Annotated in this window: 15 protein-coding genes and 1 rRNA gene; all 16 read left to right on the top strand. The window is 51.2% G+C overall.

Annotation, left to right across the window (positions count from 1 at the left end):
- Nucleotides 1–93, top strand: a 5S ribosomal RNA gene (gene rrf / locus AC58PQ_RS24650); the annotation flags it as partial.
- Nucleotides 94–377: 284 nt separating this feature from the next.
- On the top strand, nucleotides 378–968 hold the full coding sequence (gene chrB / locus AC58PQ_RS24655) for a chromate efflux transporter ChrB (RefSeq protein ID WP_497246323.1): 591 nt from the start codon (nucleotides 378–380) through the stop codon (nucleotides 966–968).
- Complete coding sequence (gene chrA / locus AC58PQ_RS24660) at nucleotides 965–1501, top strand: chromate efflux transporter ChrA (protein WP_497246325.1); 537 nt, start codon at nucleotides 965–967, stop codon at nucleotides 1499–1501. The genes chrB and chrA overlap by 4 nt, the downstream gene beginning before the upstream one ends.
- A gap of 232 nt (nucleotides 1502–1733) precedes the next feature.
- Nucleotides 1734–3269, top strand: a complete 1536-nt coding sequence (locus AC58PQ_RS24665; protein WP_497246327.1) for an ABC transporter ATP-binding protein — start codon at nucleotides 1734–1736, stop codon at nucleotides 3267–3269.
- A complete protein-coding gene (locus tag AC58PQ_RS24670) occupies nucleotides 3266–4381 on the top strand; it encodes an ABC transporter permease (RefSeq protein ID WP_497246329.1) in 1116 nt (371 codons plus the stop codon). The genes AC58PQ_RS24665 and AC58PQ_RS24670 overlap by 4 nt, the downstream gene beginning before the upstream one ends.
- A gap of 17 nt (nucleotides 4382–4398) precedes the next feature.
- Nucleotides 4399–5328, top strand: coding sequence for an ABC transporter permease (locus AC58PQ_RS24675; protein WP_497246331.1), 930 nt, complete (start codon nucleotides 4399–4401; stop codon nucleotides 5326–5328).
- Between the two features lie 40 nt (nucleotides 5329–5368).
- Complete coding sequence (locus AC58PQ_RS24680) at nucleotides 5369–5854, top strand: nucleoside deaminase (RefSeq protein WP_497246333.1); 486 nt, start codon at nucleotides 5369–5371, stop codon at nucleotides 5852–5854.
- Between the two features lie 95 nt (nucleotides 5855–5949).
- The gene (locus AC58PQ_RS24685) at nucleotides 5950–6102 is read left to right on the top strand and encodes a hypothetical protein (protein ID WP_497246335.1); all 153 of its coding nucleotides are present in this window, start codon (nucleotides 5950–5952) and stop codon (nucleotides 6100–6102) included.
- Nucleotides 6103–6402: 300 nt separating this feature from the next.
- The gene (pucL, locus tag AC58PQ_RS24690) at nucleotides 6403–7872 is read left to right on the top strand and encodes a factor-independent urate hydroxylase (protein ID WP_497246337.1); all 1470 of its coding nucleotides are present in this window, start codon (nucleotides 6403–6405) and stop codon (nucleotides 7870–7872) included.
- On the top strand, nucleotides 7869–8225 hold the full coding sequence (gene uraH / locus AC58PQ_RS24695; RefSeq protein WP_497246339.1) for a hydroxyisourate hydrolase: 357 nt from the start codon (nucleotides 7869–7871) through the stop codon (nucleotides 8223–8225). The genes pucL and uraH overlap by 4 nt, the downstream gene beginning before the upstream one ends.
- Before the next feature lie 56 nt (nucleotides 8226–8281).
- The gene (locus tag AC58PQ_RS24700) at nucleotides 8282–9673 is read left to right on the top strand and encodes an allantoinase (RefSeq protein ID WP_497246341.1); all 1392 of its coding nucleotides are present in this window, start codon (nucleotides 8282–8284) and stop codon (nucleotides 9671–9673) included.
- Nucleotides 9666–10958 carry a Zn-dependent hydrolase gene (locus AC58PQ_RS24705; RefSeq protein WP_497246343.1) on the top strand — a complete coding sequence of 431 codons (1293 nt, stop codon included), beginning with the start codon at nucleotides 9666–9668 and terminating at the stop codon, nucleotides 10956–10958. The genes AC58PQ_RS24700 and AC58PQ_RS24705 overlap by 8 nt, the downstream gene beginning before the upstream one ends.
- Nucleotides 10945–12189, top strand: coding sequence for a pyridoxal-phosphate-dependent aminotransferase family protein (locus AC58PQ_RS24710; RefSeq protein WP_497246345.1), 1245 nt, complete (start codon nucleotides 10945–10947; stop codon nucleotides 12187–12189). The genes AC58PQ_RS24705 and AC58PQ_RS24710 overlap by 14 nt, the downstream gene beginning before the upstream one ends.
- Nucleotides 12183–13778, top strand: a complete 1596-nt coding sequence (ggt, locus tag AC58PQ_RS24715; protein ID WP_497246347.1) for a gamma-glutamyltransferase — start codon at nucleotides 12183–12185, stop codon at nucleotides 13776–13778. Before AC58PQ_RS24710 ends, ggt begins: the two co-directional genes overlap by 7 nt.
- 55 nt (nucleotides 13779–13833) lie before the next feature.
- The gene (locus tag AC58PQ_RS24720; RefSeq protein WP_497246349.1) at nucleotides 13834–14850 is read left to right on the top strand and encodes an XdhC family protein; all 1017 of its coding nucleotides are present in this window, start codon (nucleotides 13834–13836) and stop codon (nucleotides 14848–14850) included.
- A 5-nt stretch (nucleotides 14851–14855) separates the two neighbouring features.
- A complete protein-coding gene (locus tag AC58PQ_RS24725) occupies nucleotides 14856–15491 on the top strand; it encodes a nucleotidyltransferase family protein (protein WP_497246351.1) in 636 nt (211 codons plus the stop codon).
- Nucleotides 15492–15610: the final 119 nt, after the last annotated feature.

The raw sequence follows: 15610 nt of genomic DNA on the forward strand, positions 1-15610 counted from the left end.
CCACACGTTCCCATCTCGAACACGACCGTTAAGCCCTCCAGCGTCGATGGTACTTGAACCGCAGGGTTCTGGGAGAGTAGAACGTTGCCAAGCAACATAGGGATCTTTTGGCGGAGCCAAAAGTCTCTTAGCTATGAAAGAGTCTTACTTGGAGTAATCCAGGTAAGACTCTTTTTTGTTGTAGTTAATTGACTTGATAGGTATAGGAGTAGTCAATGGGGCTGAGTGAGACTTCAAGCCAAGTCCCAAGATTTCTAAAAAAATTTGTCATTTTCACAAAAATATATGAAGAATTCTAATAACGGCTTCATTTTATAATACAATAAAGCTTAGTTGCTTCTTAGGGTGAGACAACAATGGAATGGGAGTGATACATAGTGGAGAACGCCTATGTTCAGATAGGAACGGCAATGTTTCGAACGGGGATTTTGGGGTATGGCGGTGGGCCGTCGATTGTGCCATTAATTCGGTATGAAGCGGTAACGCGTTTTAAGTGGATGAAGGATGAGGAGTTCATGGAGGTGCTCGCGATTGCGAATACGCTGCCGGGACCGATTGCGACGAAGCTAGCGGGTTATTTGGGGTATCGGCTCAAAGGGAGTTGGGGGGCGTTGATTGGGCTTTTGGCTCATATTTTGCCCACTTGTGTGGCGATGGTAGGGTTGTATTCGTTTATTTCGTTTTTTAGTTCGTCGCATGTGATCAAGGGGATGATTGCAGCGGTTGTGCCGATTGTCGCGGTCATGTTAGGCGTGATGGCGTATGAGTTCGGCGAAAAGGCGATCAAAGGACTAGGCTGGCCGGCGGGGGTAACCTTTTTCATCATAGCGTTCATGTTACTACAACCTTTGTCGGTGCATCCAGCTATCGTGATATTCATGTTTCTATTATACGGAGCTTTCCATCACAAGCTAAAGGACAAGTGGACGAAGAGCAAGAAGACGCTTGGTAAAGGTGAAGGCGTATGATGGATTGGTGGCATTTATTCGTTAGTTTCTTTCTTGCCAATGTGTTTGGTTATGGCGGTGGGCCCTCGTCCATTCCGCTGATGTTTCAAGAGATCGTCACGAATCACAGCTGGATGAACAGCAGTGAGTTCTCGAATATGTTGGCGCTGGGGAACGCATTGCCCGGACCGATTGCGACCAAGATCGCCGCTTATGTCGGCTACCAAATCGGCGGATGGGTCGGTGTCCTTATTGCCGTGGCGGCAACGGTCATCCCGTCCATTGTTGCGCTGATCATTTTGCTGAACATATTGCAGAAATATAAGCAATCTCCTGTGATTAAAGGCATGACGCTACTGGTGCAGCCGGTTATAGCGATCATGATGGTGCTGGTTACGTGGAGCAGCTTGGTGGAGTCGACGAAAGCGATCGGGTATTTGCAGTTTTTTGGGATCGCGGCGGTGGCTTTTTATTTGATTCAAATGCGTAAGATTCACCCTGCTTTTGTTATTGTTGCAGGGTTTGTATATGGTGGGATTTTTCTGTCAACCTAATCTAATCTCACATTTATTTGGCGCTAAGCACAAAGCTTGCGCCTCTTTTCGTTACGTCACCAAAGTTCATGTCATGTTTATTGACGTCTAAGATAGGCGGACAGTATAGTGATGGGAAGAGGGATAGACGTGAACCGAACGACGATATCAGAATCCTGAAACAGCAAATCCATAGGGAGATGCTGTTTTAACTGTATTTGGGTGTATAACGGAACAAGGAGGCCTAGGACCTATGGATATCCAAGAGAAAGATGCCGTCGAGATGGTCCAGATCGTCAAGCAGTTTGGATCGGTGCTGGCGAATGATGAGGTGGATTTCAAGGCGAGGTCTGGGGAAATACATGCGCTGCTAGGCGAGAATGGTGCGGGCAAAAGCACGATGATGTGCATGCTGTCCGGCGTTTACCGCCCTACGAGCGGAGAGATTTACATTCATGGCGAGAAGGTGCGCATTCGCTCGCCGAAGGACGCGATGAAGCTGGGCATCGGCATGGTGTTTCAGAACTTCCGCCTCGTGCAAACCCTGACGGCGGCGGAGAATATTGTGCTTGGGGAAGCTGGATCTTTCTGGCGCGGCCCCGGCTGGTTGTCGAAGAAATCGGAGGAAATCGAGGCGATTTCGAAGCATTTTGGGCTGCTGTTTCCAGTGGATCGGCCCATCTGGCAGCTATCCGTTGGCGAGCAGCAGCGAGTGGAGATTGTAAAGACGCTCTATCGGGGAGCGGATTTTATTATTTTAGATGAGCCAACGTCGGTGTTGACGCCGGGAGAGGTTGATCAGCTTTTTGAGACGCTGGACCGGATGAAGCAGGAAGGCAAAACGGTCATTATGACGACGCATAAGCTGAAAGAGGTCATGTTCGCGGCGGATCATATCTCGGTCATGCGCAAGGGCAAGATGATTGCGACGATGGCGAAATCGGAAACGAACGAGCGTGAGCTGGCGCAGTTGATGGTGGGCAAGGAGAGTCTGGATAGCCGCGGGCCGCAGAGAACGAGAGCAACGGAGAAACCGATGCTCACTGTCCAGGGGCTTGATGTCTATGCGGACCATGGACGCAAGGTGCTGGATGGGCTTCATTTTCAGGTAAATGAAGGCGAGATTGTTGGTGTTGCGGGCATCTCCGGGAACGGGCAGAAGGAGCTAGCGGAAGTGCTGACGGGACTGCGTATGTGGAAGCAGGGGGATGTTCATTTTGATGGGAAGGCAATGAGGAATGGTTCCGTTCGGGCGGCAATTGAGCTTGGGATCGGCCATGTGCCTGAGAATCGGATGCGGAGTGGTCTGGCGGGCAGCTTGGACTCGGTGGATAATCTGTTGTTCAAAACGTATCGTTCCTCGGAACGATCGCGATTTGGTTTACTGCGGACAGGGAGTAATCGGAGTTGGTCTCAGAAGCTGATTGAGATGTTCGATGTGAAAGCCGCAGGGATTGATGCACCGATTCAGTTTATGTCGGGTGGGAATCAGCAGAAGCTGCTTTTTGCTAGGGAGATTGATCAGGGTCCGAAGCTCATGATTGCGGTGCATCCGACACAGGGACTGGACGTTGGTGCCTCGGAAGGTGTGTACCGGTTGTTGGAGGATTTGCGAAGCAAGGGGCGCTCTGTTTTGCTGATTTCGGAGGATTTGGATGAGGTGCTGCAGCTAGCTGACCGTATTCTGGTGATGTACGATGGGCGGATTGTGGGGAATATTCCGAGGGAAGCGGCGAGCCGCGAGCACATCGGTATGCTGATGGCGGGATCTGAGGAGGATGCAGGATGAGTGAACAACGAACAGCAGGCAGCATTCCGATCAAAAAGAAAGTGCCTAAGCGAGAGTTCCTCTTGCCGTATCGGTTAGAGATCGATCCTGCGGGAGCGAACAGTCCTTGGTGGGTAACGATCATCGCCATCGCGCTGGCGTTAGTGGCTTGTGGGATTTTTGTCGCGCTGAATGGGATGAATCCCTTCATGGTTTACGGCAAAATGGTGAAGGGCGCCTTCGGCTCCACCTTTGGATTGACGGAAACGCTAGTGAAGGCGATTCCTCTGCTGCTATGCGGGCTTGGCGTCTCGATTGCATACCGCATTTCCGTGTGGAACATTGGAGCGGAAGGGCAATTCGTGGCGGGGGCCATGGCGGCGACAGCGATTACGGTGTATTTTCCAACGATGCCTATGTATCTCTCGCTGCCATTAATGATGGTCGCTGGTATCGTGGCCGGCGGGTTCTGGGGATTACTGACGGCGATTCCGCGGAACTATTTTCAGGTTAACGAATTAATTACCTCGTTGATGCTGAACTATGTGGCGCTGCTTGCGCTGAACTATGTGGTGTTCGGACCTTGGAAAGACCCGAAGGGCTTTAACTTCCCAGGGTCTCCGATGTTCAAAGTGGCGCAGTCGTTACCGACCTTTGGTTCGACGCGGCTGCACTACGGTCTTATTTTCGCAATCATCGCAGTGTTGATCTATGCTTTCGTGGTTCGATATACGCGGTGGGGTTATGAGTTGCGACTGATTGGTGCCAATAGTGAAGCGGCGAAGAATGCAGGCATTCGTATTTCTAGGCATGTGCTTGTGGTGATGGTGATTAGCGGCGGATTGGCGGGGCTTGCTGGTATGGGGGAAGTATCTGGGGTGGCGCACCGACTGATGTATGGGATATCTCCCGGGTATGGGTATACGGCCATTATTGTGGCTTGGTTGGCGAAGCTGAATCCGATCGGGCTCGTGATCTCATCTGTGCTTTTCGGCGGGCTGATTGTCGGTGGATATAGTGTACAAACGATAGGACTCCCGCCTTCCATGTCCTCCATGATTCAAGGGGCGATCCTGTTTTTCCTCATTGCTGGGGGGATGGCAGGAAAATTCCGTATTCGTCGCAATAGCTGAAAAGGAGGTGTAGAGAGATGGATGCGATCACACAAATCATTGTCTCGGCGATCTCTTCGGGTACACCGTTACTTTTGGTCGTATTGGGCGGCATCTTGATCGAAAGATCCGGCATCATGCAGCTAGGTGCTGAAGGCTTGATGTTAATGGGGGCGGTAACTTCGTGCCTCGTTTTCATACATACAGGAAGTTTAGTGCTGGCGATACTGTGCGTGCTCGCAGTGGGCGGGGTTCTCGGGTTGCTCCATGGGTTTCTATGCGTGACGCTGCATGCCAATCAGGTCGTTTGCGGGTTGGCGATGACGATATTCGGCTCAGGGGTTAGTGCTTATTTGGGAAAACCGGTAAGCGGTCTGCCGCTCGTAGGTGCGGTGCCGAAGCTCGATATGCCTTGGCTGGAGCCTGTGCCGGTGATTGGCAAAATTTTCGCCCATATGGATTTGTTTACGTGGTTAAGCTTCGTGTTGGTACTGGCCATGCATCTGTTCATCCATCGTACCTCATGGGGGCTGCATCTCCGTGCGGTGGGGGATAATCCGGCGACAGCAGATGTGATGGGGATTCCTGTGATCGCGATTCGATACGGCTGTATTATCGTTGGCTCGATGTTAATCGGTATTGGCGGGGCAGATTTATTGCTTGTGTATACACCGACTTGGAATGAGGGGATGACCTCTGGTCGCGGGTGGATTGCGGTGGCGCTCATTATTTTCGCAAGATGGAATCCAATTCGTGCCCTCGTGTGCGCGTATTTCTTCGGTGTTTTGGATAGTCTCGGGTTCCGCGTGCAGCTGATCGGCAGTCATATTCCTTCTTATTTTCTGAAAATGATTCCGTACATCGTCACCATTCTGGTGCTGATGTTCCTCGGTTGGCGGAATAAAAATAAGCCATCAGGTGCGCCTGAGGCGCTTGGGGTGCCTTATATACGTGAGCAAAGATTTTAGCTAATAGGAGAAATAAGGTGCGAAAAAAGGAGGGCATGGCATGAGTGAATTTGAGGTTCATATTCCTTATTTGAAAAGATGCGTAGAGCTGTCCCTGCTAGCGAGAGAAGCTGGCAATACACCGTTCGGTTCGTTGCTCGTGGGGCCGACAGGAGAGATTCTGCTGGAGCATGGCAATGTAGAGATTACCGAATCGAACTGTACAGGGCATGCGGAAACGATGCTGATGGAAGTGGCTTCCAAGCGGTATAGCAAGGAAGAACTGTGGGAGTGTACGTTGTACACGTCCACGGAGCCATGCGCCATGTGCGCGGGAGCGATCTATTGGGGCAACGTGGGACGCGTCATCTTTGGCATGTCGGAAGCGATGCTTGCAGAGCTGACAGGAGATGATGAGCAGAATCCGACGTTAAGGCTGCCTTGTCGTGAGGTTTTTGCACGAGGGAACAAGCCGATTGAAGTGATCGGTCCAGTTCCTGAGGTAGTGAAAGCGGCCATTGCTGCGCATAGCGGGTTTTGGGATTAGAGGGAAGCCACGGGGATGTTTGTTGTCCTGGTGGCTTTTGTGATTTGTGGGAGGAGGTAATAGGGCCTGCCATCCGTCGAGGAGAGATGAAGAAGGTGCTGTCCCACTGGGGATATGACAAGTTTGCACCTGTAGTGATGAAAATCATCACTACAGGTAGTGAAATCTGGGAATCAGCCGCTGTAGTGATGAAAAACACGCTTACAGAAGTAGGTAAAGCCAGAAAACGCTGCATTCTGCACGTGTAGTGATGAAAATCATTACTACAGACAGTGAAATCACAGAATCAGCCGCTGTAGTGATGAAAAACACGCTTACAGAAGTAGTAACTGCTAGAAGCCCCATGTGTACAAGAGGGGGGAGTGCGGAGCGGAATTGAGCCTCAACGCCTGCCTCTTTTAGCAAAAATACAAAAAAAGTTAACGATGTTATGAAAGATTACAAACTTCTTTCATATAAATTGACCCATAGGGATGTCGCATTTACAATGGAACAAATCTTGGTAAAGCATGTGTGGAATTTCAGCCTTTAAGCGAGGTGACGAAGCTATGAAGCATTCACGGAAGCAAGTCAATGAAATGAATCTAGAAGCGTTCATTCTGGCTTTTGGTCCGCTTTTTGAACACTCGCCTTGGGTGGCTGAGCGGGCTGCAGGATCTCGGCCGTTCGTCGAAATCGTGGATATGATTAGAGCCCTTGAGCAAGAGGTGGAACGAGCTAGTCGAGAGGAGCAGCTAGCATTACTTCGAGCACATCCCGATCTGGGTACACGCGTGCGAATGACCGACCATTCTGTTCAGGAACAGTCGGGCGTCGGTCTGAACCAGTTAACACCTGAAGAATACGAACAGTTTCTTTCTTTAAATATACAGTACACCGATCGATTCCAATTCCCTTTTATCATGGCGGTGAAGGGACAGACCAAAGACACGATACGTGAGGCGCTACGCCTTCGGATCGAGGGAGAACCGGAAGTGGAGCTACGTACGGCACTACAAGAGGTTTGTAAGATTGGGCGTTTTCGCCTGGCGGATATCGTGATGAATGAGACGGAGGAGAAAGCGATGGAACAAGCAAAGGGTGCAGAGAGAATCATGTACTACGGAAAAGGTGATGTCTGGGTCTATCGTTCCTACGCCAAGCCGTTGACGAATATCACGCTGATTCCGGAATCGGGTTTCACAGGTCGAGATAATGTGTTGTTCGGCATGAACATCAAAGTAGCAGTGAGCGGCGAGAAGCTGTTGACATCCTTTAGCGAAGGAGATAATACGCGCGTCGTTGCAACAGATTCGATGAAGAACTTCATTCTGCGCAAAGCAGGCGAGTATGAAGGGTCTACGGCAGAAGGGTTTTTGGCTTTCGCGAGCCGGCTCTTCCTAGAGAAGTATCCATGGATGACGGGGATCAAAATGAGTGCAGATCAAGTGGCATTCGAAACGCTGCCTGTACCAGGTCCAACAGGCTTTCAAGCAGGGGATCTCGTGTATCGCTATTCGCAAAATGAACAACCAACTGCTGCTGTAGAGCTCGTTCGCGCGGGGGATCAAATCGTCGTCGCAGACCACTCCGCTGGCATAGCAAATCTTAAACTGATCAAAGTCAAAGGAAGCTCCTTCGCTGGCTTCGTCCGTGATGAATACACGACGCTTCCTGAATCGTCGGATCGGCCACTCTTTATTTTTCTAGATATTGCATGGACATATGAATCAGGTGAGGATGCCTTCGATGCGGATCTAGGACGCTATGTAGCCGCTGAGCAAATCCGTGACATTGCGCATACCGTCTTCCATGAGCAGCATTCACCGTCGATCCAAAATCTCATCTATCGCATTGGGCAACGCTCCTTGCTGCGCTTCCCGCAGCTGAAAGAAATTCGCTTCGAGTCCAACAATCGGACGTGGGAAACGATTCTTGAGGAAGTTTCCGTCGGTGAAGGCAAAGTGTTTACAGAGCCTAGGCCACCGTATGGTTTCCAAGGATTTTCGATGACAAAGCGAGATCTGGAGGGCCTATGAGCGTAGGGATCACATCGCACGTTCTGGATGTTAGCAGCGGCCGACCTGCCGTCGGTGTGAGAATTGACTTGTTTCGGCTGGAAGGTGGCGTATCAGAGCTGCTTCGCTCTGACGTTACGAATACAGATGGCAGACTGCCAGGGCCGATGCTGAGTGGGGAAAATTTTAAAGTTGGGACGTATGAATTGCTCTTTCATGTGGGGGATTATTTCCGAGGGCAGGGTGTGGAGCTTCCAGAGCCAGCATTTCTAGATCAGGTACCGATTCGTTTCGGTGTCGCAAATAACACTTCCCATTTTCACGTTCCCTTATTAATTGCCCCATGGGGGTATAACACCTATCGCGGAAGTTAGTCCGAGGGTTAGTGTCAACTTAATAAACAGAGAGCTTCGGGGGAGGGTTTCGTAGGATGAATCGATGGGATCTTATCGTTCGCAAGGGGACTGTGGTCCTACAAGATGAGTGTCGACAGCTAGACATCGGGATACGGGACGGCAAAATTGCAGCATTAGGCGAAAACCTCGTGTTCTCGGAGCAGACTCCTGTTTATGAGGCAGAAGGCTTAACGATTCTACCTGGCATGATCGATGCACATGTTCATTTCAATGAACCAGCGCTAGGCCATTGGGAAGGCTTCGCTACAGGTTCAGCTTCTCTAGCCGCTGGCGGATGCACAACCTATATTGATATGCCGCTCAATGGGGTCCCGCCTACAGTTCGGATCAGTGCGTTAGCGATGAAGGTGGGAGCAGCGGAAGGAAACTCCTACGTAGATTATGCGCTGTGGGGCGGACTTGTCCCCGGCAATATCGGCGAGCTGGAGGGGCTTGCGGGGGCTGGTGTGATTGGCTTCAAAGCCTTCATGTCCTGCCCAGGTGGAGAGGGAGAAGACATATTCACGGAAGTGGATGACGAGACGTTGTTTAACGGCATGAAAGAAATTGCCCGCTTGGGTCTGGTGCTAGCTCTTCATGCGGAGAGCGAGGAGATCGTCTCCAAGCTGGCTGCCGAGGCTGTGCAAGCAGGTAAACGCAGTGCCTTGGATTTCATAGCAACACGGCCGATTGCTGCCGAAGTGGAAGCTGTGAACCGCGCATTGGGCTATGCGAAACAGACAGGCTGTAAGGTGCACTTCGTACATATCTCCTCCGCTGAAGCGGTGCAGGTCATTACTCAGGCGAAGACCGACGGACTCGACGTTACCGTCGAAACGTGCCCGCATTATTTGGCGCTAACGGATGTGGAGGTTGAACGACTCGGACCTGTTGCCAAATGTGCGCCTCCTATACGCACAGCGGAAGACCAAGCTCGTTTGTGGGAAGAGCTGAAGGCAGGGCGGTTCGACATCATCGCTTCGGATCACTCCCCTTCACCCACACACATGAAGCAGGGGGATTTCTTCGAAGCATGGGGCGGCATTTCGGGGGCGCAAAGCTCGCTCGAGCTTATGCTGCACGAAGGTCATCTGCGTAGAGCGATTCCTCTAACGGAGCTCGCGCGTATGCTGGCACTAGAGCCGGCGAAGCGCTTCGGGTTATATCCCCGCAAAGGGGAGATCGCCATCGGTGCTGACGCGGATCTAGCTTTGGTAGATCTGAGAGCGAGCTACACGCTGCAAGAGAGTGACTTACTGTATCGCCATAAGCAAAGTCCCTATGTGGGTAAAACATTCAGCTGCAACGTGAAGGCAACCTTCCTGCGAGGAGTGAAGGTGTATGAAAGAGGCGTGGGTGTAGGAACAGATTTAGATGGAGCTTGGTTGCGTCACAGTGCAGCGATCGGAGGCGAGCTAGATGGCTAAAATGAAAGGGCACCCACAGGAAGAAATGCTAGCTCAATATGGAGAGCGTATGCTGCTAGCATTGGAGTGGCTGGCGACCTTCGGTGCCGATCCAGAAGGCGGCGTGACTCGGCTCTTATATGCGGAGCCCTGGCTCAAAGCGCAGTTAGCACTGATCGACAACATGCAGAGCATGGGACTAAAAGCAGATTTTGATGAAATCGGTAATGTGTACGGCAAATTACAAGGGGCGGATCCAACGCTTAAGCCAATACTTACAGGTTCGCATATGGATACCGTCAAAAACGGCGGGAAATACGATGGAGCCTATGGCGTCATCGCCTCCATGATGGCGCTTGGCTATTTGAAGGCCGTGTACGGGACACCGAAACGGACCTTGGAGATGGTCTCCTTTTGCGAGGAGGAAGGAAGTCGGTTTCCATTGGCGTATTGGGGTTCCGGTCATGTAACAGGTGTGTTGTCGATAGCTGATGGTGTCGGTCTTGCCGATCCGGAGGGGGTAACATTGCTTGAGGCGATGGAGCAGGCGGGCTTTGAAACTTCACAGGGTGGGCTCTACCCAGCGAAGCGTGATGATATAGGCGCCTATATTGAAATTCATATCGAGCAAGGCGCAGTCCTTGAGTTTAAAGAGAAGCAAATCGGTGTCGTGACGGCCATTGTCGGGCAAATTCGAATGACGGTCGATGTGACGGGAACGCCCAATCATGCAGGGACGACCCCGATGACGATGCGCAAAGATGCATTGGCTGGCGTAGCTGAGATGGTTGCGTTAACCGAGCAGATGGCACTTGCGGAGGGTGAGCCTTTGGTAGCTACCGTAGGACGCTTAGAAGTGAAGCGTGGAACATCGAACGTGGTACCTGGCGAAGTGGAATTTACATTAGACATTAGACATACTGACGAGCGGAAGATAGAGGCTTTTCGTGCGGAATTGCTGGATAAGTTCATGGAAATCGCGGTACGAAGAGATCTTCATATAGATACGGTTGAACATCTAAATGCCTTACCAGTGGCCATGGATAGCGGAATATCGGCAGAAATTGAGGCTGCCTGTGACTACTATGGCTACGAGCATATCCGGATGCCAAGTGGAGCTGGACATGACGCACAGCTGTTCGGGTCGATTTGTCCGGCTGCCATGATTTTCGTTCCAAGTCGGGCTGGCATCAGCCATAGTCCCAAAGAGTTCACGAAGCCGGAGGATCTCATTGTCGGCTTCCAGACACTCGTTCATGTGTTATATCAATACGGCTACGGGGGAAAAGTAGATGAAAACCTATAAAGATTTATCACCCTCACTTCGAACGATTATGACCCCGGGACCCGTTGAGGTTGACCCTAGGGTGTTGCGCGCGATGTCCTATCCCATTCTGGGACAGTTTGATCCGGAGTTCACCGAACTGATGAATGAAACGATGGAGATGCTTCGTGAGGTTTTTCAAACGAGTAATCAATGGGCATTTCCCATTGACGGGACTTCTCGTTCAGGTATAGAAGCTGTGCTGGTAAGCATCATCGAGCCCGGAGATAAAGTGCTCGTTCCGATTTACGGACGCTTTGGAAATTTATTGGTAGAGATTGCGGAGCGGTGCGGAGCCGAAGTGACGATTATTGAGAAGGAATGGGGATCTGTATTTGATCCTGAGGAGATTATTGCAGCAATTGAACGTGAAAAGCCTGCAATTGTAGCTATGGTTCACGGTGAAACGTCAACAGGTTGTATCCAGCCTTTAGATGGGATAGGAGCTGCTTGCCGCAAAGTGAATGCACTTCTGGTGGTGGATGCCGTAGCTACGATTGGCGGTGTTCCTGTAAAAACAGACGAATGGCTGTTGGATGCCGTGATTGGCGGCACGCAAAAGTGTTTATCCGTACCATCGGGCATGTCACCGATTACGTACAATGATCGTGTCGAAGCGAAGGTGCTTCGCCGCAAAACAATCGAGCGGGGACTGCGGGAGAAAGGCTCACCTGTTTCCACGGTTAAAGCCGTGGCAAGTAATTATTTCGATCTCGGACAGCTGCAGGACTATTGGAGTCCGAAGCGACTGAATCATCATACAGAGGCGACGACGATGCTGTATGCCCTGCGTGAAGGCTTGCGCATCGTGCTGCAGGAGGGGCTGGAGGAGCGCTTCCTGCGCCACAAACGTCACGAGGAGGCTTTGGTCGCTGGGCTGCAAGCGATGGGATTGACGCTGTATGGTGATCCCCTGTGTAAGCTGCCGGTAGTAACTTGTGTACGCATTCCCGGTTCAGTCGATGGGGAAGCTGTACGAACGATGCTGCTGAACAGCTTCGGTATTGAAATCGCTTCCTCCTTCGGTCCATTGAAGGGACAAATTTGGCGCATCGGCACGATGGGTTTTAGCTGTAACCAGAAGAATGTGCTTCATGTCCTTGGGGCGCTGGAAGCGACGCTTCATTGGCATGGTGTGGATATTTCAGTAGGGAAGGCGCTGCAAGCTGCGCTAGCGGTATACGCTCATAAACGGGAGGAATCATCATGTTAAACATCATGCCACGAGCAGAGCGAGCCATGGTTGCTACGCCGCATTATTTGGCTAGTTCCGTGGGGAGCGCGATCTTACAGCAGGGCGGTAACGCCTTCGATGCAGCAATTGCCATTAGTGCGACCCTCGGTGTCGTTTACCCGCATATGACGGGGCTCGGCGGAGATGCTTTTTTTCTCATGCATGATGCGGCCACAGGCGCTTATACCGGGTTTAATGGAAGCGGGAAGTCAGCTGCCAAGGCGACGCCTGATTTTTATACAGAGCAAGGGATGGATAAGATTCCGCAGCGCGGCATTTTAAGCGCGATCACGGTGCCGGGTATGGTGGATGCTTGGTGGCGGGTGTGGGAGAAACATGGCAAGCTTCCGTGGGCGAAGCTGTTGGATTCTGCGATCCACTATGCGGAAAAGGGCTTTCCGATCTCTCGCAATCTACTGTTCTGGATGCGCAAGGATGAGCCATTCATTCGTGCTTCCGCGCAGCTCAGCGCTTTGTATATGCAAGATGGTGAGCTCAGGAAGGAAGGCGATCGGCTTATTCAGCCCGACATGGCAAGAACGCTGCGACTGATTCAGCAAGAAGGCCGAGATGTTTTTTACACGGGCTCGTTGATGCAAACGATTATTAATAGCGTTAAGCAAGATGGCGGGCTACTGGAGGAGGACGATTTCCGCAGTTTCGCAGGCGAGTGGGTAGAACTGCTTTCAACAACGTATCGCGGATATGAAATTTATCAAATGCCACCGAACTCGCAAGGGTTCACAGCGCTCATGATGATGAATATGTTAGAACATATTGATATGGCGGCTGTGCCTAGAGCATCGGCTAATTTCTATCATCTGATGTCGGAAGTGATCAAAAAGGCGTTCAAAGATCGTGACCGTTATTTAACGGACCCGCATTTCAGGGACATACCGCTCGAAAGGCTGTTGTCCAAATCGTATGCGCAGGAGCTTTGGCATGAGATTCAGGCGAATCCATTGAAGGTTAGTGAGCATCTGTCTCCAGCGATCGGCCAGGATACAGCCTATGCAGCCGTTGTGGATGAAGAGGGGAATTCCGTTTCTTTTATCCAAAGTCTCTATTTCGATTTCGGTGCAGCTTACATACCTGGTGATACAGGCATTATTATGCAAAATCGTGGCTCGTTCTTCTCGCTTGATCCTGCATGCGCAAACGTACTGGAGCCACGCAAAAGATCGTTCCATACCTTGATGCCCGCCATGGTAAGTAAGGCAGGAAAGCCATATATGCTGTTCGGCACGCAAGGGGGAGAGGGTCAGCCCCAGACACAGCTTTCAATACTCACGGGGGTACTGGATTATGGTCTATCCATTCAGGAGGCCATTTCGCTTCCCCGTTGGGTATATGGACGTACATGGGGGGAAGATGGAGACGCGTTGAAGCTTGAGCATCGACTTGATCCTGAGGTATATACACGACTGAAGCAATGGGGACATCGTGTGGAGCCCGTGAAGTCGTGGGATGGCATTATGGGGCAGGCGCAGGGCATTGTCATTGATGAACAAGGGTTTATGAGTGGTGCGGCGGATCCGCGTGGCGATGGGTTGGCGATTGGCTGGTAGGCGGATGAGATAAGAATCAGGGTAAGGTAGTTGTAAAAAGAAGGAGCGATGAGCGATGGAGGCCTATGACATTTTGCAAGCTGTGGAAAGTAATACGGGAGCGCGTGTATTAGCGACAGTGATTCATGTGGAAGGCCACGCTTATCGCAAGCAAGGAGCTGTCATGCTGTTGATGGCAGATGGAAGAACTGTGGGGAGCATTTCTCCAGGCTGCTTGGAAGGGGATCTCGCTGCATATGTGCCAGGCGTGTGGGAATCGCAAAAGCCGCAAATGGTTGAATACGACATGAGGCCTGCCGATGACTTCGGTTGGGGTGAGACGATCGGGTGCGGCGGGTTGATTCGTATACTGCTTGAGCCGCTTGCTGGGGAGCTGCTGGTTAACCTGCTGGTGTTGAAAGGTAAACTAGATCGCGGTGAGGTTGTGGAACTTATTCGCACCTACACCGATGGATATTCGGGTATTACGTACGAGTTGCGGGGTTCAGGCGAAGGTGAGCAGGTGCTTCCCGCCTTGTCATCTGTGAGAGAGCCGTTTAGCTTCGTGACGAACACACGGTTTATGCCGAAACCAAGAGTCATCGTGTTCGGTGCGAATCCGGATGCGCTTCCGTTGGTTCAAATGGCTTCCAGCAGCGGCTTTCGAGTCGTTGTTACGGACTGGCGTGAATCGTTCTGTAACGCAGAGCGGTTTCCTGGGGTAGAAACGATGGTTGCTTTTCCAGAGACATTAGTTGAAAAGCTTGCGCTGAACGATCGAGACTATGTCGTTATCATGAGTCACCAGTTCGAGAAGGATACAGCCTTCTTCCGAGGTGTTATGGCCAATAATCTCCATTATCTAGGGATTATGGGCTCTAAGGAACGTACAGCAAAAATGCTGGATGGCTTCGAGCGACCTGACTGGCTGCATGCGCCAATAGGCGTAAACATCGGTTCAGAAGGCGCGTTCGAGAATGCGATCAGCATTGTAGCTGAGTTGATTGCGATCAAGCGTGGTAAACACGGTGCGGGTGCGTGGAAATCCCCCTTAGCTCATGGACGGGATGTCCAAAGTTTCTGCTCATGGTGAAACCGATGAAGAAAAAGATGGTTGGTGTTTACTTAGCTGCGGGGAGCAGTCGGCGTATGGGGACTGCGAAGCAGTCCCTCGAGCTGGCAGCTGGTATCAGCCTCGCTAGTGTTGCGCTGTTGCAGGCTCTCCGCTGCTCTGAGTTAGAGCAGATGGTTGTCGTTGTACGCGAAGGAGATACGCTGGCGTGGCTGCCGGGAGAGGCTCTCGGTCATATCGCGAGTGGAAGATGCCAAGTAGTGGTGTGCCCGGATGCTAGTCTTGGCATGGCACATTCGCTTCGCGCTGGTATTCAGGTGGCAGAGGAGCTGGAGGCGGGCAGTGCAATGGTCATACTGGCCGACCAGCCCTTCATTGATGTTTCAATGCTGGAGAGTCTTATTGCCGCCTTCAACCAAGAGGTTGGTTATGACTTCGTTGCAAGTGGTGATAAGGGAACACCGAAGCCGCCTGTCATTCTGGGCAGTGGAATGTGGTCAGCTATTGCGGAGTTGGAAGGAGATGCGGGAGCGCGAGCACTGTTTCATTTGCCTGCCTTTCGCGGACAGATCCTCGAGATGGCATCGTTGACATTTATGGATATTGACACAGTTGAACGCTATAAAGAGGCAGTGAACATCTATAATCACCAATATATGTGAGTTTAACTAACGTTAAATTAGCTGATGAGTGCATTGATACGAATGATGCGCTATTTTTTTATATAAAAAAACAAAAATAATGTTAAGTTAGTTGACGTTAATTTCAAATATTGTTTATA

The organism is Paenibacillus sp. J22P143, from assembly GCF_059692035.1.

Coding starts and splice junctions, on each gene's coding strand:
- chrA (WP_497246325.1), top strand. CDS start 965: ATGATGGATTGGTGGCATTTATTCGTTAGTTTCTTTCTTGCCAATGTG.
- AC58PQ_RS24665 (WP_497246327.1), top strand. CDS start 1,734: ATGGATATCCAAGAGAAAGATGCCGTCGAGATGGTCCAGATCGTCAAG.
- AC58PQ_RS24670 (WP_497246329.1), top strand. CDS start 3,266: ATGAGTGAACAACGAACAGCAGGCAGCATTCCGATCAAAAAGAAAGTG.
- AC58PQ_RS24675 (WP_497246331.1), top strand. CDS start 4,399: ATGGATGCGATCACACAAATCATTGTCTCGGCGATCTCTTCGGGTACA.
- AC58PQ_RS24680 (WP_497246333.1), top strand. CDS start 5,369: ATGAGTGAATTTGAGGTTCATATTCCTTATTTGAAAAGATGCGTAGAG.
- pucL (WP_497246337.1), top strand. CDS start 6,403: ATGAAGCATTCACGGAAGCAAGTCAATGAAATGAATCTAGAAGCGTTC.
- uraH (WP_497246339.1), top strand. CDS start 7,869: ATGAGCGTAGGGATCACATCGCACGTTCTGGATGTTAGCAGCGGCCGA.
- AC58PQ_RS24700 (WP_497246341.1), top strand. CDS start 8,282: ATGAATCGATGGGATCTTATCGTTCGCAAGGGGACTGTGGTCCTACAA.
- AC58PQ_RS24705 (WP_497246343.1), top strand. CDS start 9,666: ATGGCTAAAATGAAAGGGCACCCACAGGAAGAAATGCTAGCTCAATAT.
- AC58PQ_RS24710 (WP_497246345.1), top strand. CDS start 10,945: ATGAAAACCTATAAAGATTTATCACCCTCACTTCGAACGATTATGACC.
- ggt (WP_497246347.1), top strand. CDS start 12,183: ATGTTAAACATCATGCCACGAGCAGAGCGAGCCATGGTTGCTACGCCG.
- AC58PQ_RS24720 (WP_497246349.1), top strand. CDS start 13,834: ATGGAGGCCTATGACATTTTGCAAGCTGTGGAAAGTAATACGGGAGCG.
- AC58PQ_RS24725 (WP_497246351.1), top strand. CDS start 14,856: ATGAAGAAAAAGATGGTTGGTGTTTACTTAGCTGCGGGGAGCAGTCGG.